This is a genomic window from Paenibacillus sp. MMS18-CY102, from assembly GCF_009789195.1.
Taxonomy (GTDB): Bacteria; Bacillota; Bacilli; order Paenibacillales; family Paenibacillaceae; genus Paenibacillus_T.
Genome location: NZ_WSTC01000030.1, coordinates 48,884 through 71,519, shown reverse-complemented (window position 1 = coordinate 71,519; position 22,636 = coordinate 48,884). Strand labels below are relative to the sequence as shown.

The following is a 22,636-nucleotide window of genomic DNA, read 5'->3' as shown; positions in this document are numbered from 1 at the left end:
GAATAGTTGATAATGAAGTAGAATTTTTCATGAGACCGCCTCGTTTCGGATGTTTGTAGGGGTACAAACACATTACCGAATGAGCGGTCTTTTTGCTACCTTTTTTTGGCTAATCAACAGCCCTACACTCTGTACAATGTGCAAGCGAGGGTGGCTGTGTTTATAGGCGAAATTAGGCGATATTGAACGGTTGTCCTTGCACAAACTGCAATGGCAGCAAGCAATATTGAGCGAAAGTTGCTTTTTCATTGTACAAACTGCAATGGGGGTTGAGGTAGCAGGTTCGCTCGATATTGTGCGAGTAGATGTAACGGGGAACGGTACCAGACAGGGAGCTTCCGCATCTCTTAGCCCGCAATTACACAAGCTATGCCGGAAGAGGGAGTGGCAGGCAAATAGGCAATAGGCAATGTGCAGACAGGGATATTAAATAAATAGAAGGAGAGGCATGTTCGAATGGTGACACATACGCATTTTGATGGGACGGGCGGCCGCGAGTACGGGCACCTGGCGCTACATACGGACAAGTACCAAATCAATATGATGTATGCGCATTGGAAAAATGGCACGCAAGATCGGACAGCTGTTTTTGAGGCGTATTTTCGCAAGCTTCCATTCGGCAACGGATATGCGGTATTCGCAGGATTAGAGCGAATTGTCGACTACATTCGAACGCTACGTTTTCACGAGCATGAGATTGAGTTCCTTCGAGAGCAGGAGGAGCGATATGAAGAGGTTTTTCTGCAGGAGCTGAGGCAATTTCGCTTTAGTGGCGATATTCTTGCAGTGCCGGAAGGGACGCTTGTATTTCCGAACGAGCCGCTCGTTCGCGTGGAGGCGCGCGTGTTTGAAGCACAGCTTATCGAGACAGCACTGCTTAACTTTATGAATTACCAGACGCTCATTGCAACGAAGGCAGCGCGAGTTCGCCGGGCAGCAGAGGAGGATGTGTTGCTTGAGTTTGGCACGCGTCGCGCACAAGAGGCAGAAGCAGCAGTATGGGGGGCGCGGGCTGCTTATATCGCTGGCTTTGATGCGACGTCGAATATGCGGGCTGCAATGTTATTCGGCATCCCGGCGAAGGGCACGCATGCCCATGCTTGGGTACAGGCGCATGCAAGTGAGCAAGAGGCATTCGACCGTTATGCAGCTGCGTTGCCGGACGATGTAACATTGCTCGTCGATACGTACGATACGATTGGCAGCGGTGTGCCGCACGCGATTGAGACGGCGCGGCAGCTAGCTGCGAAAGGCAAGCGAATGAGCGCCATTCGGATCGATAGCGGGGATTTAGCGTATTTGTCTAAGGAGGCGAGGCATCAGCTTGATGTCGCAGGCTTTTCTGGCGTGAAGATTGTGGCGTCTAACGACTTGGATGAGTCGATTATTGTGAACCTAAAGGCACAAGGGGCGAGAATTGATATTTGGGGCGTCGGCACGCAGTTAATTACGGCAGCGGATCAGCCTTCGCTCGGTGGGGTATATAAGCTTGTCGCGCATGAACGAACGGCAGGCGAGGGGCTTGAGCCAGTCATTAAGCTTTCTAATAATCCCGAGAAGGTGTCTACGCCGGGCAAGAAGGATGCCTATCGCATCGTAAATCGGCAGACGGGCAAAGCCGAGGCAGACTATCTCGCTTTTCCGAATGAACAGGCGCATATCCGCAGTGGTGGGCGAATTAAGCTGTTCGACCCGATTCATCCATACCGGCACAAATGGGTCGACGATTATGAGGCGGTCCAATTGCTGCAGCCGGTCATTGTGAAGGGCGAGCTGGTGGGGGCGCTCCCTTCATTGCATACGATACGTGCCTATCATCAGCAACAGCTGGCATTATTCTGGCCGGAGGTGTTGCGCAAAGTGAATCCGCAATCGTACCCGGTCGATTTGAGCGTCGACGTTTGGGAGCATAAGATGGCGCTGATCGAGCGGGGCGGCGCGCAGAATAAATAAGGGCGGTACCGTTGCGGCCTGCGGCGAACTGAGGCGAATAGGGTGCAAAAATGTACCCTATCGGGCAGCCGACGGCATACCGAGGCGAATAGGGTGCAAAAATGTACCCTATCGGGCAGCCGACGGCATACCGAGGCGAATAGGGCACCATTTTATAGGAACGTAACGAACTCCTCCGGGCTGCTGCGAATGAACGCGGCTATTCGGCTATATTTTCGGGCAGCGCTTCGAGTACCCGGCAGTGCGCAAATTGCAGCGGCATAAGCTGCATCGCCTGCGAGCAGCGCGTTTGCTTCATTCATCGCGATAGCCGATCCGTCCCGCAGGACGGGCTGAGTTGCTGCTGCAAGTTCATGCAAGAGGCTGTTCAGTTGTGGGAGACCCAAATAAACGCAGGCTTGCTGCATCGCACCGTAACGCCCAGCCATGTGCTGCGTGTACAACGTGCGCCAATGGAACTCATCTGTTCCATTTACAGCATGTGTGAAGTAAGTCCATACGGCGAACAACGCCTGTTGCCCTTTACTAAACTCGCCGTATAACGCAAGGATTTGATCTGAGTCTGCGTTAACTTCCTTGTTTGCCTGAAATAAGGGGGTTAAAACACGTGCGAATCGTTGCCAAAGCGTCATTCGCCATGGCCTCCCACGCTGACGGCATCGTAATTGCCCGATACTCTTTCTTAGTTTTCTTGTGATCCAACTAAATGCCTCCTTCGGGCCGCAGCTTTTCCTTCCTTAATTATGTCATATCATGATTTCCAGTAGATCCCACATTTCAGGTAAATATCCTTGTTGATCGGTATTTTTTGCTGCACAATAAGGAAGAGAACCATCTATGAAGCTGGAGGGACCTTATGAAGCTGAGAGTATCCGCTGTGCAGTATCATTTGCACACGATTGATTCCTTTGAAGCCTTCGCCGCGCAGGTGGAGCATTATGTTCGAACAGTGGACGAATTCGGCTCTGAATACGTCCTGTTTCCGGAGTTTCTGACGACACAGCTTATGTCCATTCCGGACGAGAATGGCAAAGCGCGCGGAATCGAGGCGCTGCCCGATTTTACTGACCAGTATATCGCGTTATTCCAAAGGCTGGCGGCTCAATATGGCATGTACATCATTGGCGGCACGCATGTCATTCGCAGTGGCGGCAAACTGCTCAATGCAGCCCATTTATTCTCGCCTGACGGCACGGTCGGCGTGCAGCCGAAGCTCCACATTACCCCCACGGAGGTTACGGAATGGAATATGGCAGCAGGTGACGGGCTGGCAGTTTTTGATACACCCAAAGGGCGCATCGCTATGCTGACCTGTTATGATATTGAATTCCCCGAAATCGTGCGGATGGCGCGAGCTCAAGGAGCGGATATCATCTTTTGCCCATCATGCACTGATGATCGCCAAGGCTTCTACCGCGTTCGTTATTGCGCACATGCCCGAACGATCGAAAATCAGCTGTACATCGTTACGACAGGGACCGTTGGTTCACTGCCGACCGTCGATTTTATGCGGTTAAACTATGGGCAGGCCGCCGTCCTAACGCCAAATGATATCCCGTTCCCGCCGCGCGGCATTATGGTGGAAGGGGAAATTAACAACGATATGATCGTTACGGCAGATCTTGATCTGTCTTTGTTATATGAGGTGCGCGAACGAGGCTCCGTGACGACTTGGCGGGATCGCCGGACAGACCTATATACCGATTGGACGTGAACAATCCGATGTATCACAAGTCGCTATATGTCATGAATGAAGGCAAGCCGGTGCCTGCGGCAATTAGAAGCTACACGGAGCAAGATTTTGATGAGCTTATCGCTATCCAAGCCGAGTGCTTCCCGCCACCGTATCCACCGGAGCTGTGGTGGAACCGTGAGCAGTTGGCGAACCATATCCGTCTATTCGCGGATGGTGCACTTTGTATCGAAGTAGGCGGCAAACTTGCTGGTTCCATGACGGGGCTAATTGTAGATTATGATCCGGCAGCGCCGAACCACTCTTGGGACCAAATGACCGACGGTGGCTATATTCGCAATCATAATCCAGCTGGCGATACGTTATATGTCGTCGATTTATGTGTCCGCCCGCAGTATCGGAAGTTGAGGCTAGGGCAGTGGCTTATGTTCTCGATGTATGATGTCGTCGTTCATCATCGGTTGGCTAGGCTGCTGGGAGGCGGTCGTTTGTCAGGTTACCATCTTGCAGCAGGAGACATGACACCGGAACAATATTTAGATGCGGTTGTTCGCGGAGAACGAAATGATCCCGTTATCAGCTTCATGCTCCGGGTTGGACGGACGCCAGTCGGCATCGCGCGTGATTATTTGGACGATGAGGAGTCTTGCAATTGCGCTGCATTGATGGAGTGGCGAAATCCGTTTCGGCGTTAAGCAGCCATTATAATAGAAGGAGTTGTTCTTGGGCGATGGAGTACATCCGTATTACGAATATTAAAGATCCCTTGTTTACGCAGATGCATCAATTGATGCAGCGCGTTTTTCCGAGGGAGGAAGTATTGGCGTTCGAGCTATGGAAGGAACCGCTTGAGGACTCAGGCATTCGCGTGTTTGTTGCGGTTCATGAAGGCAAGGTCGTCGGGACGACGGAGTATCGTTATTACGAAGATTTTAATGTTGCGATGACGGACTTTACGATTATTGGTGAGCCAGGGCTGGGTATTGGCGCATTCCTGTGGCGTGAGCGCCAGCGCGATTTGGACAGCTTGGCAGCGGCGGCGGGCAAGAAGCTGGACGGCATGTTCGCAGAAATTTATGATCCATACCGAGCGAATGAGCATGGCTTCGGCGGCCTAATGACAATGAACCCGTATGTGCGCCGTGAAGTGTTGTCCCATATGGGATACAAGCGTTTGGATCATTCTTATATCCATCCCTCTTGGCAAAATGACGGTGAAGCCGTCGAAGAACTCGACCTCGGCTTCTTGCCATATGACGGACGGGATACGCTTGACGCAGGGCTGGCCGCAGCATTCCTTCGCCGCTATTACGCGGTGTTGGCAAACAAGCCTCCCGCATGGGAAGCGATGGTTCAATCGCTGGAGAGCCGGGAAACGATAATGCTTCTTCCGTTGTAGGCCATAATAGCACGTGATGGAATAAATAAGCACGGCCTGCGGCATCCTACCTGAGAGGGGGGATTGCTGCGATGCCAACATGGCTAGAGGTAGCGTTACGAACACTGTCGGCGGTCTTCATCTTATTTATTATGACGAAGCTGCTAGGCAAACGCCAAATTTCACAGCTGTCACTTTTCGAATACATCACCGGTATCTCCATTGGCAATATAGCTGCATACATATCACTGGACACGGATAGCCATTGGTATTTAGGGCTGTTGGCTTTGTCCGTTTGGGTGGCGGTATCCGTTGGGATGGAATTCGTAACGATGAAGAGCAAGCGCATTCGCGACTTCGTGGATGGTAAAGGCACGATTCTCATTGAGAACGGGTCGCTGATCGAGAAAAATATGTTCAAGGAGCGAATCACGCTCGATGAATTTATGGAAAAAATGCGAAGCAAGAGCATTCATCGGGTCGCCGATGTTGAGTTTGCGGTGATGGAGTCTAACGGGGACATTACCTTCATGGTGAAGAAAGAGTTCCAGCCGATAACCGCGCAAGCACTTGGATGGCAGACGCAACGAGAGCGGGAGCCGCAAAGCGTCATCATGGACGGGATCGTTATCGACGACGCACTTCGCAGAAGCGGATTCGACCGAAAATGGCTAAACCAACAGTTATCCGAGAAGGGCGTCAAGCTAGAGGAAGTGTATTTGGCACAGGTCGATGATGCAGGGGACGTTACGATTCAGACAGGAGAGCGTTCGATACCATAATTAAGAGGCGCAGTTGACTTCGGCTGCGCCCCTTCTATGTGCCCTTTGAGGATCATTCTCACATGCATATATAATAGAAGGAAAAATTTTAGGCGATCAACGGGATGCTCCAGTTGTTGCGCCGCTGCGCACTTCTGTTTTGATGCCATTCTTCTGGCCGTTGTTTCGGTCGGCGCCACGGGTCGTTGGATCGATCTTATCGATCCGGGCTGGCATCTTGTTGCCGCCAGCGAACTGGTTCGCCACAAGCGTATTAAAATCATCCAAGTATGGCGTCAATGATTCATTCAGCCATGATTTCTTCGCATAATCAAGGAAACGATTCACGAACTGGCGGTTGGCAGAGATATGAACCTCTTGGGCAAGCGGGACCATTTTGCGGATTTTCAGCGCAATAGCCTGCTTTAACCCATCAGGCAATTCGTTGTGGTCGTTGACGGTCAACGCAGAACCATAGGGTGTCGCCAGTTGCCGGTTATCCCAGTACGGGCTGCCGGTCGTATGGTTGTACACGCCTTCGTTGGCGCCCCCGGGATTCTGCTCGCGTCTGGCGCGTCCGCCCGTTTTCGTTCGAATGCCTGTTTGGTTGAAGACAATTGCGACATAGGCATTGCGGTCGGTCAGCATAACGATTGCTGACGAAATCCCATCCATTCTGCTAATTCCTTTGGAAAGCTTGGAGCTGTATTCGAAAAATTGATTGTCATGCTGCGTTGGGCTGGCGGAAAGCGCCCCGAATTTCCGGTCGTGCTCATGAATGGTTAATGACTTGCTGTCGCTGCTTGTGCCATACGTATTGGATTTGTAACCATGCGGCTCATACTTGTACTTGCTGCAGCCGCTGGTTACGGCCATAAGGCCTAGCAGCAAGACAAGCCCACGGGCCAGCATTCGTTTATCGTAACGCATATGATGGACCTCCTCAGTACCGACTGTATGGTTAGGGTTCGTCGCGGAAGCGTAAATATACGTACTTGAAACGATACATAATTGACCAGCCATTAGGTGCACAATGTAAGTAAGCAAACATCTGGGGGAGGGCACATCAAGCATTCGAAGCGAGCCGGACGAGGGCAGGAGAAGCGATTGGTCGCGCTTGCATAACGATTAACAAAAAGCTCAAAAAGCCTGCTGCAATCACGTTTTTGACGGTTTTGAGAACAATTTGTGAACTCTTTCGGAAACATTGACAAAAACAACCTTCAACTTTATATTTAATAAAGTGATTTAATGCAGAAGTTGTAAAACATCTCTAGAACACGCAGTTTGCAGCCTTTCCTCGCTATCAAAGCGACTGCGAAAACGTAAAAAGTGGGGTTGATGAATGATGAAACGGTGGAACGTTGGAAAGCGCCTTCTGCCGCTCTTTGCCGGGATGGTACTATTGCTTTCGGCATGCGGGCGAGCAGACCTTTCGACACTGAACCCGCAAGGGCCGGTAGCGCAAGAACAATTTGATCTGATGAAATTGGCGATCGCAATCATGATTATCGTGGTGATCGTTGTATTTGCGATTTCCTTGTATGTCATTGTCCGTTTCCGCAGGCGTCCGGGAGATAACAAAATTCCGGTACAAGTAGAAGGCAATCACAAACTGGAAATTATCTGGACAGTAATTCCTTTGATCATGCTCGTTATTCTCGGTGTTCCAACGGTTAACTCGGTATTCGGTTTAGCGAAGGATTACACCAAAGATAAAGATGCAGTCCAAGTTGAAGTAACGTCGCACCAATTCTGGTGGGAGTTCTACTATCCGGAGTACGACATTCATACGGCGCAAGAGCTTGTTATTCCGACAGGCAAGAAGATTTCGATTAAAGCAAAATCAGCTGACGTAACGCATGCATTCTGGATCCCGTCCCTTGCGGGCAAGATCGATACGAATGCTGGCGCAGCTGATGCAGACGGCACAGCGAATACGAACATTATGTACTTCGAAGCGCCTAAGGCTGGCGTTTATCTCGGGAAGTGCGCAGAGTTGTGCGGACCGTCCCATGCCTTGATGGACTTCAAAGTTAAAGCAGTAGATAGCGCTTCATTCGAACGTTGGACAACCGCCCAGAAGGCGCCAGTAGCGCTCCCTAGCGATCCAGCAATTAAAGATGCACTCGTTAAGAACTGCCTCTCTTGCCATGCGATTGGCGATCAAGGCGGATTGTCGTTCCCTAACCTGTCGGATATCGGCAGCAAAATGACTGTTGCTGGCATTCTGGTCAACACGGACCACAAACAGTACGGCAATGAAGGTACGACCGAAGAAAACCTGAAACGCTGGATTAAAGATCCGCAAGAGGTTAAACCGGGCGCACTGATGCCGAAAGTTGATCTGACAGAGCAAGAGCTTGATGGCATTGCGAAATACTTAGCTGGACTGAAAATCGACTACGAGAAATAATCATCGGGGGACTTTAAGGGGGGCATTAACCTTGGCACATGCGCATTCGGTCAAGCGTTACCGGGGCCTAATGGACTGGCTAACAACGGTTGACCACAAGAAAATCGGTATTCTCTATTTGCTCGCCGGCGGATTGTTCTTCCTCGTCGGCGGACTTGAGGCCATTCTGATCCGGATTCAGCTTTGGAAACCGCTGAATGATTTTGTAAGCGCGGATACATATAATGAGCTTCTCACGATGCACGGCACGACAATGATCTTCCTCGCGGCAATGCCAATGCTGTTCGCGCTTATGAATGCGGTTATTCCGCTTCAGATCGGCGCGCGCGACGTTGCATTCCCGTTCCTGAACTCACTTGGTTTCTGGACGTTCTTCTTCGGCGGCGTTCTGTTGAATGTCAGCTGGTTCACGGGCGGCGCTCCAGACGCAGGCTGGACATCCTACGTTCCGCTCGCAGGCCCTACGGCGAGTCCGGACTACGGTGTTGACTATTATGTAATCGGCCTGCAGATTGCCGGTATCGGTACGCTGATCGGCGGCATTAACTTCTTGGTAACAATCATTAACATGCGTGCACCAGGCATGACGTTCATGCGGATGCCAATGTTTACATGGGCAATCTTCATTACGTCTGCATTGATCCTGTTCGCTTTCCCGGCACTGACGGTCGGTCTCGTCGCATTGATGTTCGACCGATTGTTCGAAGCTAACTTCTTTGAAGTAAGCAACGGGGGCAACGCGGTACTCTGGGAGCATATCTTCTGGATATTCGGACACCCTGAGGTATACATTCTGATCCTGCCAGCGTTCGGTGTTATTTCCGAGGTAATTAGTACGTTCTCGCGTAAACGCCTGTTCGGTTACAGCTCAATGGTATTCGCGACTGTGCTGATCGGCTTCCTCGGCTTCATGGTATGGGCGCATCACATGTTCACGGCGGGCCTTGGCCCAGTTGCGAACGCGTTGTTCTCCATCGCTACGATGCTTATCGCTGTACCGACAGGCATCAAAATCTTCAACTGGCTGTTCACGATGTGGGGCGGCTCGATTAAATTCACGACAGCGAACCTGTTCGCAGTCGGCTTCATCCCAACATTCGTTATGGGTGGCGTTACGGGCGTAATGCTCGCAGCAGCACCAGCTGACTTCCAGTATCATGACTCGTACTTCGTAGTCGCGCATTTCCACTACGTAATCGTCGGCGGCTTGATTCTCGGTATCTTCTCGGGTCTCCACTACTGGTGGCCGAAAATGTTCGGTCGCATGCTTAACGAAACGCTTGGCAAATTGACGTTCTGGACGTTCTTCATTGGCTTCCACATGACGTTCTTGATTCAGCATTTCCTCGGCTTGCTCGGCATGCCGCGCCGGATCTATACGTATCTGGACGGCCTGGGCTTCAACGAGATGAACTTGATTAGTACGATCGGCGCATTCTTGATGGGCTTCGGCACAATCTTCTTCCTGATCAACGTCGTTATCACGTCGATCAGCGGCAAGAAAGCATCAGCAGACCCGTGGGAAGATGGCCGTACGCTGGAGTGGACGATTCCATCCCCAGCACCAGAATACAACTTCGCTCAAACGCCGCTTGTTCGTGGCTATGATGCATTCTGGAAAGAAAAAATGGAAGGCAAGAAAGAGATGACGCCAGCAGAACCGCTTGGCTCGATCCATATGCCTTCACCATCGATTCTTCCACTGTTTATGTCGATTGGCTTGTTTATTGCAGGCTTCGGTTTCATGTACCACAACTATGTAATTGGCGGCGCTGGTTTGGGCTTAACGTTCTTGTGCATGCTCCTTCGCTCGCTCAAGGATGATCACGGCTTCCATATCGAGCCGGACGAGATTCAAGAGAAGGGGGTTAAAGCGTGAGCGCACATTCACATGTAGACGGCCAACTGCCACATGAGCCTGAGAAGGCGACATTAGAAGGCCGTAATAAAGTGCTCGGCTTCTGGTTGTTCCTCGGCGGGGAGACAGTATTGTTCGGCACGCTGTTCTCCGCGTTCTTGGCACTTCGCGATAAAGTAGGCGAAGGCAACCCGACAGCGAATGAGCTGTTTAACCTGTCGACTGTCGCGATTGCGACTTTCATCCTGTTGACTTCGAGCTTAACGAGTGTGTTTGCTATCCAAGCGATGCATAACGGCAAGAAAAACGCTATGCTTGGATGGCTCGCGATTACGGTTCTCTTTGGCTTAGGATTCCTAGGTCTCGAGATTTATGAATTCTATGAGTACGTTCATGAAGGCCATGGTTTTACGACGAGCGCATTTAGTTCATCGTTCTACACATTGGTCGGCTTCCACGGTGCCCACGTTGCATTCGGTGTCATCTGGATTAGCCTCTTGATCGGCCAAGTAATGAAGAAGGGCCTGAACGTTGTAACGGCTCCGAAGCTTTATGTGGCTGGCATGTATTGGCACTTTATCGACGTCGTGTGGGTATTCATCTTCACGGTCGTGTATTTGATGGGAAAGGTGGGCTAAGTCAATGGCTGCAAGCAATCATTCCGCAACGGAAGAGACCAAGAAGCGCCATAAGCACGAAGGTCCCCAAAAGCACATTGTCGCTTACATCTTCTCACTGCTGCTAACGCTTATCGCGTTCGCAGCAGTTATGGCTGGTGAAGTGAACACATCGTTCATTATCTTCATTCTTCTTATGATGGCGGGGCTTCAAGTATTCGTTCAGATGGGCTTCTGGATGCATATGAAGGATCGTGGCCATCTGTATCCGATTATTGGCATTTTGACCGGCGTAGTCGTTGTGTTTACGATGGTTATCATGGCTGAGTATTGGGCTTGGTGGTAGTGAATCAGAAGAAGGGCCTGAGAAATCAGGCTCTTCTTTTTTTTGCTAGTAACCGCGGTATGACAAATTAATGAACACGGCCTAGAAAGACGGCTATGGAACGTTTGACCATGTAGGAGATGGCAAAGGCTTATGCTATACTAGGCTTGTCTCGGCGAAAGCCGGGCAGGTTTACATGAACGATTGAGAGGTGTTATCCATGCTCGGCTTGCAATATTTCACCTTCAGAGAACAATGGAGCCCGTTGTTCGCATTCGCGATGGCAGCGATTGTCATCCTATATTTTTATGTCGATGGGCCATATAGGCGCAAGCATGCACCCCATGAGAAGTCGACAAGCGGTTGGCAGAAGACTTCGTTCCTAGCAGGCGCAATTTTGTTTTATCTGTCCCAGGGCGGACCACTGAGCCTGCTGGGGCATATGATGTTTTCGTTCCATATGTTGAATATGTCGATCTCGTACTTGCTTGTCCCGCCGCTTGTGCTGCTTGGCACGACGTCTTATATGTGGCGGCTTCTGTTCCAAGCATCGTTCTGGAAGCGGTTTAAGAGTTTGATGCACCCGATTCTATGTCTCGTGTTATTCAATATGGTGTTTTCCCTGTACCATATTCCGCATGTGCATGATTATGTCATGACCCATTACTCGGTCCACCGGTTATTCTATGTTGTACTGACCATTACATCGTTCATGATGTGGTTCCATGTGACATGCCCTGTGCCAGAGTGGGGCCGGTTAACCGATCTTCGCAAGATGGCTTATGTGTTCGCTAACGGTGCGCTGTTAACGCCTGCATGCGCATTAATCATCTTCGCTGGCTCACCGCTGTATGCGGTTTATAGCGATCCTGCCGTTTGGGTGAAGGCGATGGGGTATTGTATGTCAGGTGATCCGTCGGTTCTGCTGGAGAAATTCAATGGCCCTGCATTCTTCAATCTGTTCTCTCCGTTGGAGGACCAACAGACAGGCGGCATTGTTATGAAACTGCTGCAGGAAGTGTTGTATGGCTTCATTCTCGCTTATATCTTCTTCCATTGGTACAAGCGTGAACATGCCGATGATGATGCCCCTGATATGCCGAATGCCGATACACAACCAGTGAGCTAAACATGCTGCTGTGCGTTACATAATTGAGTGAGGTGGAACAACATGTCCCTGTACAATATTTTTCCTACGATTAGTACATCGTTCATCGTAATCAGTGCGATTCTCGTCGCGTTTGGCTGGCGTTTAGCGATCGTGCGTAAGCTGGACCAGCACAAGAAAGTAATGTTTTGGGCAGCAGTCGCGGCAACTGCATTCTTTATCGTATACATGAGCCGCACGATTTTTGTCGGCAATACGGAGTGGGGCGGTCCCGAAAGCTTGAAGCCTTACTATTTTGTATTTCTTATTTTCCATATTACGCTGGCGACGGTTGCAGCTGTATTCGGCATCACGACGTTGACGCTGGGATATAAGGAGAAATACAAGAAGCACCGCAAGTGGGGCAAGATAACGTCCCTTATTTGGTTTGTTACAGCGATAACTGGCGTAGCCGTGTACGTGCTGCTGTACGTCATGTATCCAGGCGGCCATACGAAACCAGTATTGGATGCTATCTTTGGTTAATGAAATGAAGTGGCGCATAGCCGCTTAATTGCACAGGAGCTCTCTTTCAAAGCGCATACAGCGCGGCGGAAGAGGGCTCTTTTTGATTTTAACAAATGATTAAAATGGATAGGGTTGACATTATGGGGAGGTATGATTATACTGTGTATAAAGATATATACAGTAAGCACATCAAGGCAAGGAGACGATGGGATGAATGACTTACAGGGTGCTTGGCACATTGCGAAGCATGAGTGGAAGAAGGATTGGGTGGGGCTGCTCTTCATCTTAGTATTCATCGGCTATATGTTAGTGATGACGATCCCATTCTTTCGGGATGCTTTCGATCCATCACAATCCTTCCCCTATGGCTGGGCAATCGATTTTCTGCAGTTAGCGATTTTGCCAGTGATCGGATTCCCGATGAACCGTACGTTATTCAGGGCATGGCGCGAGGACAGCTTCACGAATAAAATCATGCATTGGCGCATGCTGCCGATCTCGGTTCGCCAGATCGTAGCTGCTCGCCAGATTCAACTATTCGGCATTTTATTTACAGCTTTGCTTATCTATTTTGCTGCACAGTATGCGATTTCGCCTTCCTTGCAAGAGCATGTTGGGATTATGCCTTACCTAGGCTACTGCTTAACCTGGTTTGGTTATGCAATGGGCATTGGGGCGACGTACACGTTTTGGGAGCAAGGGTTTAGCGGCAAGGTTTACACGCTGGTGTCATTAGGTTATGTCGTGATTTACTTCCTAATCCCGACACTTGTGAACAGCAATGAGGAAGCGCTCTCGATAAGGATATTGAAAGCACTAGAGTCGGGCAACTGGTGGTACACGGCAGGTGCATTGCTGTTAGGCGCATCCCTCTGTGCAATCAGCTATTGGGGATTAGTGAGACGATTAAGCGCTAGAAAATACAATCGTTAGAACGAGTTATTTTACAACAAAGAAGGTGTGGCTGTGTGGCTGCCGATTAACTTAAACGAGAATAGTGCCGAACCGATGTACCATCAGATCGAGGTGCAGCTCCGGGCTTTAATCATAAGCGGGCAATTGGAGAATGGAACGCTGCTTCCATCGATTCGCGAGCTGGCGCAAATGTTGAAATGCAGCGTCATTACGGTGCGCCGTGTGTATCAGGATTTGGAGGCGGAGGGGCTGCTGCGGACACGCCAAGGCATGGGAACCTTCGTTGCGAGCGTACAGGAAGAAGACAGGGACCGCCATCGTACTGCTGCAGTCGTTGATGCGATGGAATCGGCAATCGACGCTGGATTGCGGGTGCAGCTAACGCGCAGCGAGATGGAGAAGGTTTTTCAGCAAGTTATGCAAGATAAGTGGAAGGAGACCTGACGATGGAGACGACAGCAATGGCAATTACGATGCGTGGCGTTGAGCAGCAGCAGGCGCATTTTCGGCTGGGACCGCTTGATCTGGATATAGCAGAAGGCTTCGTGACGGCGATCGTCGGACCTAATGGTTCGGGCAAAAGCACAACGTTCCGCTTGCTGCTTGATCTAGCCAAGCCAACTGCCGGGCAGATGCAAGTGCTTGGACAAAAGGTTGGAGAGAGCGATGACCGGGTATTGAAGCGGCAGCTCGGGTATTTGGCGGAGGAAGCGAATCGAGAAGACGACAGCATGCGTGGTACGGAGAAAGCGGCTTTTGTACGGCGTTGGTATCCGCAGTGGGACGTGAATTTCTATCGAGAAATATTGCAGCTGTTCGAGGTGGACGATTCGCTTAAGCTTGGCAAAATGTCCAAAGGCATGCGGCGCAAATACGAGCTTGCGCTCATTATGGCACACAAGCCGAAGTTGCTGCTGCTTGATGAACCGTCGTCGGGGCTTGACCCCATTGCTTGGAAGTCAATGATTAAGCTGCTTCACCGCTACATGGAACCAGGTGACCGGACGATCGTGATGTCCTCTCACATCATTGATGAAGTGAGGCGTCTAGCCGACTATATTGTCTTTATGGCAAGGGGACAGGTGCTGGGCATCTATGAGAAGGATGAATTGTTCCAGCAATGGCAAGTGCTGTTCGTACAGGCGGGAGATGCGGCGGCGAAGCTTGCGGCAATGGCAGGTGTCGTCGAATGTGCGGAAGCAGGAAGCGGCATATACCGGATCGTAACCGAGCAATCCGCAGCAACCGAGCGGGCGCTGCAAGAGGCAGGGCATTCGATCACATCACGCCAGACGCTGCAGCTCGATGATATTCTTGAACTATTGATGCGAAGGGGAGCATTTTTATGAATCCATTAGTAATCGATCGAATCTATAAGCAGTATGGGGAGAAAACAGCGGTTAACCGGCTGAGTTTCAACATAAGTGAAGGCGAGATTTACGGGCTGCTGGGCGCGAATGGCGCAGGCAAAACGACAACGATGCGCATGGTGCTCGGCCTTATTTATCCGGATGAAGGATCGATTCAATATAACGGGCAGCCATATAGCAAGGAGCAGCTCCATAATCTCGGCTATTTGCCAGAGGAGCGCGGCCTGTACCCGAAGGTGAAGGTGTCTGAACAGTTGATTTACCTCGCGAGGCTTCGCGGGATGGGCAAGAAAGCGGCGGAAGTTAGCTTGCGCAAGTGGTTGGAGCAGTTCGAAGTGATGGAGTATTACGACAAGAAAGTAGAGGAACTGTCCAAAGGCAATCAGCAGAAAATTCAGTTTGTCGCAGCGGTTATCCACGATCCGCAAATTCTTATTCTTGATGAAGCGTTCAGCGGGCTTGACCCGGTTAATGTGGAGCTGCTGAAGGCAGCGGTTAAGGGGCTGCGTGATTCCGGCAAAACGATCCTGTTCTCCACGCACCGGATGGAGCATGTCGAGGAACTGTGCCGTAATATCACGATTATGCATCGGTCCAATCCGGTTGTGCAGGGCAGCGTGAAGGACATCAAGAAGGAGTATCCGAGAGAGCGCGTTATGTTAGCTACAAGCAAAGAAGTGACGGGGCTGGATTCCATCGAAGGCGTTCGTTATGTGAAACAGCATGAGAATGTGACGGAGATCGGGATTGCGTCGGAAGCGGCGGCGAAGCGCATTTTGAACCATGCCATTAGCCAGTCGGATATCGAGCGCTTCGAAATTATGGAGCCGACCTTGAACGAAATATTCATTAAGACGGTAGGTGATCGCCATGAGTAATTTCTGGACAGTCGTCGGTTTTACGATTCGGAATAAGGTGAGAACGAAAGCGTTCCTCATTTCGAGCATTATTATTGCAATCATTCTTAGTGTCGTTGTGAATCTGCCGTATCTAATTAGCCAATTTAGCTCGAATACGCCGGATAAGGTTGGATATATCGGTTCGACGCAGCAAGAAGCAAGCTCGTCAATATCTACTATCGGGGAGCAGTTGGAGACCTACTTCAAGAAGCAGGATGAGCCGGATTACGAGTTTGTTAAAGTGAACAATCAAGGCTCGCCTGAGGCGAATGAGAAAGCGCTCGTCGACAAGCTTGCGGCGGGTGAGCTTGATGCATACGTCACGTTCAACCAAGAGGATCAGCCAAGCGGATTCCCGCAAATGATCATTAAATCGGAAAATGAATACAACACGTCGGAAGCTTCAACGCTTCAAACGGCGCTGCAAGCTATTAAGATGGAGTTTTCCGTGCAAGGGCTAGGGTTAGATGATATACAAAAACGAGCGTTGTTCGCGCCAGCGATTGTTGACAGCGTAAAAATCAATGTAGGGGAAGACGGGGGTTCAACCGTAGAAGAAGCCGAAGAACGCCCAGCCTCGATGTACGGTGTTGTTTATATCATCTTGTTCCTGCTATTCATGTCCATTATGACGACAGGCCAGCTTATTGCCACGGAAATAACGGCGGAGAAGAGCTCGCGCGTCATGGAAGTGCTCATTACGAGCGTTTCGCCGCTCAAGCAGATGTTTGGCAAAATACTTGGGATTTTCCTCGTCGGGCTATCCCAGATTCTCTTCTATGTCGCCGTTATCGCGGTGAATCTATCACTGCCTTATAACGAAAATCCATTGAATGACTTGGGCATCCATATGAGCGATATTCCGGTTTCGCTCTACATTTATGCATTGTTGTTCTACCTTATTGGCTTCTTCCTCTACGCAACGCTGTATGCGGGCGTCGGCTCGCTCGTCAGCCGGACGGAGGAGCTCGGCCAAGCGGTTATGCCGCTCATGTTCACATCGTTAGGCGGCTTCTATATCGGAATTTTCGGTCTGAATGCGCCGGACAGCATGCTGATCAAGGTCGCTTCGTTTATTCCGTTCTTCACGCCGTATATTATGTTCCTGCGCGTTGGCATGGTTGATCCGCCTACGTGGCAGGTTGTCCTTTCATTAATCATTCTTGTTATTACGACGGGGGCAGCAGGTTGGTTATCAGCGAAGATTTATCGCACGGGCGTGCTGATGTACGGCAAGCGCCCGACGCTTAAGGAGCTTCGCAAGGCGATGAAGGCTTATAAGTTTTAATCGGCAGGGACCGAAGGTGTGAGACCTGGTTTATGGGGCTATTAATACTCGAATGGAGTTGAATCGACAATGAAACAAGGATTATTGTTTGCAGGGATAGTATTGGTACTGCTGCCGAGTGTGCTAACGCGTTCTGGCGTGGAAATGAATAGCTTCGTAGAAGGCATGATGATGGGGATGGGTGCAGTAGGCTGTATTGCAGGGCTTTTGAAAGTGAAGTTAACTGGGCAACGGGCCTAGTTCAATAGAAAATGAAAACCGGGCATCCGATTGCGGATGCCCGGCTATTTTTTTGATAAAGGCAGGCTTGCATTATTCCTCATCCTCCGGCAGCACAAGAACAGAAGCTTCAGCAGCTTTCGGCCCTGCCGCATCAGCGCGGCCAGTTGCCGTGTTAACGATGATGGTGTCGTCCTCCACTTCCGGTGTAACGAACGGAACACGGATCGTAATAATCGAACCGATTCGGAACCGCTTCGTCAGCACGCTTACGCCTAGCAGGGCATCTTCGAGTGTAAAATCGACAAGATCGACGTTCCCGACATTTTGAACCCGGATCGTGAAAAAGACAGTCTCGCCGCCGGTCACAACTGGCCGGTCGACGGTTTTGCCGATGGTGAAATCAGCAATCGTAATGACCACGGTCGTTGCGGGCGCTTGCTCGAACGGCGTTTCATTCGAGAAAGCGGTAGCGATGTCTGTAAACGACTGCCCGGCTACAGCGGCAGAGGATACTTGGTACGGCCGGACGAAAGCACGGCTCTCGCTTGGAGCTAATTCAGGAAGCGTTACGCTAAGGCCGGTCAAGTTGTCGACGACTCGCACTTGATGGAGGGTAAACGGACCGATATTCGTGACGGTAATCGTAAAATGAACGAGTGTGCCTGGCGGAACGACAGGCTTATCTACCACATTGGTAAGCTGGAGAAAAAACTGCGGCAGTGCGACGAAAATCGTTTCTTCCGCGGTACGCGGATCGCTCTGGGGCGATGTGGCCGTAACAACATTGTGAATCGCCGTTCCTTGAACCGTTCCTTCAGGCACCTTGTAGGTGAAGGTAACGATTTTACGCTCACCGGGCACGAGGGAAGGGATAATAATCGTTGTCCCAGTAAGGTCGTCGGTGGCTGCAATATTCGTAGCGGCAGAAGGCCCGGTGTTCGTGACGGATACAGAATAGATGACGGAAGCGCCCGGCGACACAAAATTCCGGTCCGCGGTTTTGGTCACCTCAAGCGCGGCAAATGAGAGTTCACTCTGAACGGCGAGAAGCGCCTCGGTTTGCTGAACCGGCGTTTGATCGGACAAGACGGTTGCAACGTTGCGTATGACGGTACCGTCAGCTGATGATGGAACGGAAAACGGAATGGTGCGTGATTCGGTAGCGCCAGCTGCTAATACGGGAATGATCTCATTAAGGCCAAGGAAAGGATCGGATAAGACGACGTTCGTCTGCGGAACCGTTAACAGATTGGTGACCGAAATGGTATATAGTACGATGTCGCCTGGCATGGCTACACGAAGGTCTGTCGATTTGGACAAGGCTAGCCCCGATCCAACGACTGTTACGATAGCCTCGACTTGCACTTCACCAGCCTCTGGCGAGATTGCAGTCAGAACATTATCAATAACGGAGCCGATCAGTGCGTCTGCAGGCACTTGATAGGTTACGGTAGCCGTATGAATTTCCCCGACTGCAAGCCCAGGCGTTAGCAAATCAACGCCAAGCAATGGATCAACGATGCGTGTTGGGCTTAGCGGGATATTGCCGAAGTTAGCAATGCTGATCTCATATTCAATAATGCCGCCCGGCGGGACGGTCGTTCGGTTTGGAATTTTGCGTACCCCTATGGCTGGCTTTGTTACGACCTGGACCTGAGCGTTATCCTGTGCAGTTGGCACCGTGCTCGAACCTGGCGGCGGATCAGATATGGCTGTAACGGTGTTGGTATAGACTTTAGCCGTTGTCTCCAATGGGATCAGCGATGGGAAAATAATCGTTGTCGTTTCACCCGGCTGCAAAATTGGCAGGACGGTGCTTAACCCAATGACAGGATCATTAACGGCTATATTGGTGAGCGGCGTACTTCCGTTGTTCGTTACTGCAATTGTAAAGTTCACAATCGTACCCGGCGGCACCTCTGTTTGATCCGGCGTTTTCTCAATCTGCAGCCTCGGAACAGCAGCTACGACAACCGACGCGCCTACCGTAATTGGCGGAAGATTATCCGCAACGGTCGTCGCCGTATTCAGAATGACCGAATCGATCGGGGCATCAGCCGGTATCACGTACGGGAAGTCTGAGGTTATAGTCGCACCAACAGCAATCCGCGCAATGGTGGTGCTTATGCCAAGCAAAGCATCCGTTACACGGACATTCACCAGATCGACGTTCCCGTTATTGACCGCTGTAAGCGTAAAGATGACCGTTTCGCCTGGCGCAGCGACGCGCTTGTTTACCGTTTTGGAAAATAGCAGGGAAGGCGTTAGGGAAATATTGACGGTTGCAGTCGAAGTAAGCGGTTCAGGGAAATTGCTATTCGTCGCTGTAGCAGTATTGTTAAATGGGCCAGCCGGCGTACCTGCGGGAATCGTAAAAGGGAACGTGTTAACGGATGTTTCCAGCGGATTAAGGATAGGGACAACAAAACGGATGCCGAGCGTCGGATCATTCACTGTAATGTCAGTCAAAGCTAGCGTGCCTGTGTTCGTAAGCTGGATGGAATAATTGACCGTATCAAGCGGCGCCGCAGCCGACCGGTCTACGACCTTTAATAAGGTCAGGCCTGGCACAGGCGTACAAGTACAGGCAACGATTGGCGTTTGGAAAAACAATTGTTTCGGCGGTGCGGAATAATCGATCACAGAGAGTGAACTAACCAAATGGCTAGGCTCAATAAACGAGATAAACGTCTGATTGTCTGTGTTCGTGTGCAGGTGATTGCCGTTGGCAAAAGGATTCGATTCCACCTGATAAGTTAGCGTAGCTGTCGTTAAGCTGCCCGCTGACAGCATGCCAAGAGGCATTGTGCCGAAATCAATAGCGATTGTACCGTTCACGACAGTAGCGTCGCTAACGTCCGGCAGCAGCGGGGCTTTGGGATATACCGTAAAATCCGGGTCTGCCGGGTCTATAATGATAGGCTGGTTAGGCGATCGAAGCTTTAAGCCATCGCGAACGCCACGAATTTGGATGGAACCGGGGACGTAGCTGAATAAGGCATTGTTGATCACGTCCTGCAGCACTAGCTTGCAGCCGGCATATAGGGATAACACATCGTTAACAAGCTGGGCCAATAACGTATTGATCGCATCTGGGTCGGTCGTGATTGCTTCCCGGAAATAAGAAGGGGCAGATACCCAGCTTTTCATTAAGTTAAGGACATCGTCCCTCGTATAGGGTCCCGGAGATTGTGCTTCGATATCAATGCCCAAGGCATATAGTTGTGTATTGCCGTCCAGCGGGTTTTTTAGTTGATCGGAAATCGATTGCGCGCGAGTCGAAGCGAGAATGATTTCGTCAAAGGTGGAGGAGCGGGAGGTGATCTCCCTGACTAATTGGGCTTGTGTTTGCAGCAGGTAAGTGAAGTACTTCCATGGTTCACCAGGCACATCTGGGAAAAAGGTTGCATCCGTATCGCCCGGCTGGACATAAGTGGCCGGAAACGCCGGATTAATCGAGCGGTTTGCTTGGCCGTCCGTAATCAGAATGACCACTCGGCGGAAAATGTCTTCGGACTGGGCAAAGCCCGGCGTCTTGAACAGGTTATATGCTGCCTGAAGCCCGGCCTCTGTGTCGGTATCCTCAGAATAGGGAACGGCCCATACAAGATTTTGCAAAATGGAATTGTTGGCATACCCGTCTTCATCCATGCTGTATTGTAATTCGATAGCAGTAAGCGGAGCATTAGCAGCGACTTTAACGATCTGGTTGCTTGTGTATGCGGATGGTTGAGCGTTGTACACATTCGTAATATAGGTGGACAGGACATTATCAGGGAGCGGGTTGCCGGAAGCATCGTAGATGTCGCTATAAGTAATTTTGTAATAGTTATAAAAGTTGTACAGGCTCTGCACCGCACTTGCTGCACGGGGGGTTGTCTGGGTAACAAAATCCGTTAATACGGTCGTACTGACGTTGCTTTGATTGCGGTAACCTAGAATCTGCCCAATATAGTATGTCGATGAGGGAAAGGAGGCAGGCGGCGCAGAGCTGCGTTTCCATTGGAAGAGTGTGCCTACATAATCATAGCCGAATCCAGTGGCCGGGCTGGGAACAGGAACAAAGGCATCGCGCCCATAGGGCACAATAGTGACGGTCGTATTCCGGTTGGCTGCCCATAGCTGGTTGATGGTATTAATAAGAGCGCGTTTCGCTTGCACAAATTTCATGCTAGCATCTTTCATCATGCTGGAGGTGACATCCAAGACGAATACGACATCAAGCGGTGTCGGCGGAAAATATTGAAAAGCCGCAGGCTTTGCTTCAATATCGACGGTCACGGTTGCGATGCAATCGCATTCCTCGGATGATTCTAGAGTGGCTTGCTTGGAAATTCGAATGAGGTCATTAATGATAACCTCTCCGCCAGTGCCGCCATTGGCAGCTGCGTCGAACAAGACCGATTCACCAGATCCAATCCAATAATTCGGATCGCTGGGATCATTCGTCGGGCGCGGGTTATCGTATCCCCCGATAAAGGCCGGATTTTGTTTGCCAGGCCCTTGAAAAGGACACGGTTCCATTCCATCACATCCCTTATATTCCTTTTAATATATAGGTATGAGAAGTATTTTTCGCTTATTCGCTTCTTTGCTTTCGGCCGGGACCGGACCGGACCGGACGCTCTTTTTGCACAGTTGCAGATGCCCCATATACGATCATCGATCCGGTACCGGTATAGTTTCAGTTGATTGATTCTGCTATTGGGAAATTGATGTATATTGTTAAGGTGTCCTGATCGAACTTAACAATCCCGCCGAAAGATTCAGCGATAAAGCGCAGGTTCACGTATATCACGCCTTCATCGATAACTGGGCTTTGCAGCAGGGTCACCTTCTTGCCATTTAGCGCAGCAATCTTTGTTCCAGCCGTTAAGGTGATTGTAATATCTCCGCTCTTAGCGGTGAGTGTTTTGGTACTGTTATCAAACTGGGGTTCAACGTCCAGAGCGGTGAAAAATGCTCTAAATGGCACTAGTGTAGAACCGCTTGGGGGAATTGTGCCTGTCAAATCCTGCTTCTCGCCATTTATATAAATGGTTGGATGATAAGCTCCGTTTGCATCGGGTTTAACAGAGCTTGCTAGCGCCGACGGCATGCCTGAAAGTAAGACGCAAACTAACATAACAACAATGAATCGAACATTTCTTTTTCCCATAACTCGCACTCCTTAAAAGAAATTATAGAGAGTGTTGGCCATTCGGACAGCACTCTCATTTAGACTTGAAAAGTTGTTAAAAAGTTACACACAGAAATTTTGGGGGACATGGCAGCCGTGCATAAGGGACCTAATCCCTTTGCACGGTTTTTTGTATCGTTCGATTTC

General features: G+C 50.4%; 21 protein-coding genes. 17 read left to right on the top strand and 4 right to left on the bottom strand.

Features of this window, described 5'->3' with window-relative positions; translation table 11 throughout:
• Positions 1-456: 456 nt before the first annotated feature.
• A complete protein-coding gene (locus GON22_RS19915; RefSeq protein WP_160397871.1) occupies positions 457-1,953 on the top strand; it encodes a nicotinate phosphoribosyltransferase in 1,497 nt (498 codons plus the stop codon).
• Positions 1,954-2,105: 152 nt separating this feature from the next.
• Here GON22_RS19915 and GON22_RS19910 read toward each other — a convergent pair whose 3' ends face one another.
• A complete protein-coding gene (locus tag GON22_RS19910; RefSeq protein ID WP_160397870.1) occupies positions 2,106-2,585 on the bottom strand; it encodes a hypothetical protein in 480 nt (159 codons plus the stop codon).
• 224 nt (positions 2,586-2,809) lie between these two features.
• Between GON22_RS19910 and GON22_RS19905 the strand changes: the two genes are divergently transcribed.
• From GON22_RS19905 to GON22_RS19890, 4 genes are all read left to right on the top strand, one after another.
• On the top strand, positions 2,810-3,667 hold the full coding sequence (locus GON22_RS19905) for a carbon-nitrogen hydrolase family protein (RefSeq protein ID WP_160397869.1): 858 nt from the start codon (positions 2,810-2,812) through the stop codon (positions 3,665-3,667).
• Between the two features lie 8 nt (positions 3,668-3,675).
• Positions 3,676-4,341: a GNAT family N-acetyltransferase gene (locus GON22_RS19900; RefSeq protein WP_160397868.1), complete on the top strand. Its 666-nt coding sequence runs from the start codon at positions 3,676-3,678 to the stop codon at positions 4,339-4,341.
• 35 nt (positions 4,342-4,376) lie between these two features.
• A complete protein-coding gene (locus GON22_RS19895) occupies positions 4,377-5,045 on the top strand; it encodes a GNAT family N-acetyltransferase (protein WP_160397867.1) in 669 nt (222 codons plus the stop codon).
• 71 nt (positions 5,046-5,116) lie between these two features.
• A complete protein-coding gene (locus GON22_RS19890; protein WP_160397866.1) occupies positions 5,117-5,806 on the top strand; it encodes a DUF421 domain-containing protein in 690 nt (229 codons plus the stop codon).
• A gap of 96 nt (positions 5,807-5,902) precedes the next feature.
• On the opposite strand, the gene GON22_RS19885 is transcribed toward GON22_RS19890, so the two are convergent.
• Positions 5,903-6,715, bottom strand: coding sequence for a hypothetical protein (locus tag GON22_RS19885; protein WP_202113349.1), 813 nt, complete (start codon positions 6,713-6,715; stop codon positions 5,903-5,905).
• A gap of 415 nt (positions 6,716-7,130) precedes the next feature.
• Between GON22_RS19885 and coxB the strand changes: the two genes are divergently transcribed.
• The 12 genes from coxB to GON22_RS19825 all read left to right on the top strand — a co-directional run bounded on the left by coxB (position 7,131) and on the right by GON22_RS19825 (position 17,328).
• On the top strand, positions 7,131-8,201 hold the full coding sequence (gene coxB, locus GON22_RS19880; protein ID WP_160397865.1) for a cytochrome c oxidase subunit II: 1,071 nt from the start codon (positions 7,131-7,133) through the stop codon (positions 8,199-8,201).
• 31 nt (positions 8,202-8,232) lie between these two features.
• Complete coding sequence (ctaD, locus tag GON22_RS19875) at positions 8,233-10,080, top strand: cytochrome c oxidase subunit I (RefSeq protein ID WP_160397864.1); 1,848 nt, start codon at positions 8,233-8,235, stop codon at positions 10,078-10,080.
• The gene (locus GON22_RS19870) at positions 10,077-10,697 is read left to right on the top strand and encodes a cytochrome c oxidase subunit 3 (protein WP_160397863.1); all 621 of its coding nucleotides are present in this window, start codon (positions 10,077-10,079) and stop codon (positions 10,695-10,697) included. Before ctaD ends, GON22_RS19870 begins: the two co-directional genes overlap by 4 nt.
• Positions 10,698-10,701: 4 nt before the next feature.
• Complete coding sequence (locus GON22_RS19865; protein ID WP_006037707.1) at positions 10,702-11,022, top strand: cytochrome C oxidase subunit IV family protein; 321 nt, start codon at positions 10,702-10,704, stop codon at positions 11,020-11,022.
• Between the two features lie 199 nt (positions 11,023-11,221).
• Positions 11,222-12,130 (top strand): cytochrome c oxidase assembly factor CtaG, encoded by a 909-nt coding sequence (gene ctaG, locus GON22_RS19860; protein WP_160397862.1) that lies wholly within the window; start codon positions 11,222-11,224, stop codon positions 12,128-12,130.
• A gap of 42 nt (positions 12,131-12,172) precedes the next feature.
• Entirely contained in the window at positions 12,173-12,634 is a 462-nt protein-coding gene (locus GON22_RS19855; RefSeq protein WP_160397861.1) for a DUF420 domain-containing protein, read from the top strand.
• Between the two features lie 192 nt (positions 12,635-12,826).
• On the top strand, positions 12,827-13,549 hold the full coding sequence (locus tag GON22_RS19850; protein WP_160397860.1) for a hypothetical protein: 723 nt from the start codon (positions 12,827-12,829) through the stop codon (positions 13,547-13,549).
• A gap of 33 nt (positions 13,550-13,582) precedes the next feature.
• Positions 13,583-13,975: a GntR family transcriptional regulator gene (locus GON22_RS19845; protein ID WP_160397859.1), complete on the top strand. Its 393-nt coding sequence runs from the start codon at positions 13,583-13,585 to the stop codon at positions 13,973-13,975.
• Positions 13,976-13,977: 2 nt separating this feature from the next.
• A complete protein-coding gene (locus tag GON22_RS19840; protein WP_160397858.1) occupies positions 13,978-14,880 on the top strand; it encodes an ABC transporter ATP-binding protein in 903 nt (300 codons plus the stop codon).
• Positions 14,877-15,779: an ABC transporter ATP-binding protein gene (locus tag GON22_RS19835; RefSeq protein WP_160397857.1), complete on the top strand. Its 903-nt coding sequence runs from the start codon at positions 14,877-14,879 to the stop codon at positions 15,777-15,779. Before GON22_RS19840 ends, GON22_RS19835 begins: the two co-directional genes overlap by 4 nt.
• Positions 15,772-17,088: an ABC transporter permease gene (locus GON22_RS19830; RefSeq protein ID WP_160397856.1), complete on the top strand. Its 1,317-nt coding sequence runs from the start codon at positions 15,772-15,774 to the stop codon at positions 17,086-17,088. The genes GON22_RS19835 and GON22_RS19830 overlap by 8 nt, the downstream gene beginning before the upstream one ends.
• Before the next feature lie 69 nt (positions 17,089-17,157).
• Positions 17,158-17,328, top strand: a complete 171-nt coding sequence (locus GON22_RS19825; RefSeq protein ID WP_160397855.1) for a hypothetical protein — start codon at positions 17,158-17,160, stop codon at positions 17,326-17,328.
• A 72-nt stretch (positions 17,329-17,400) separates the two neighbouring features.
• Here the strand turns inward: GON22_RS19825 and GON22_RS19820 are convergent, their stop codons facing one another.
• Together GON22_RS19820 and GON22_RS19815 are read right to left on the bottom strand one after the other, a co-directional pair.
• Positions 17,401-21,834, bottom strand: coding sequence for a DUF7507 domain-containing protein (locus GON22_RS19820; protein ID WP_160397854.1), 4,434 nt, complete (start codon positions 21,832-21,834; stop codon positions 17,401-17,403).
• Positions 21,835-21,994: 160 nt separating this feature from the next.
• On the bottom strand, positions 21,995-22,468 hold the full coding sequence (locus tag GON22_RS19815; protein WP_160397853.1) for a copper amine oxidase N-terminal domain-containing protein: 474 nt from the start codon (positions 22,466-22,468) through the stop codon (positions 21,995-21,997).
• Positions 22,469-22,636 lie beyond the last annotated feature (168 nt).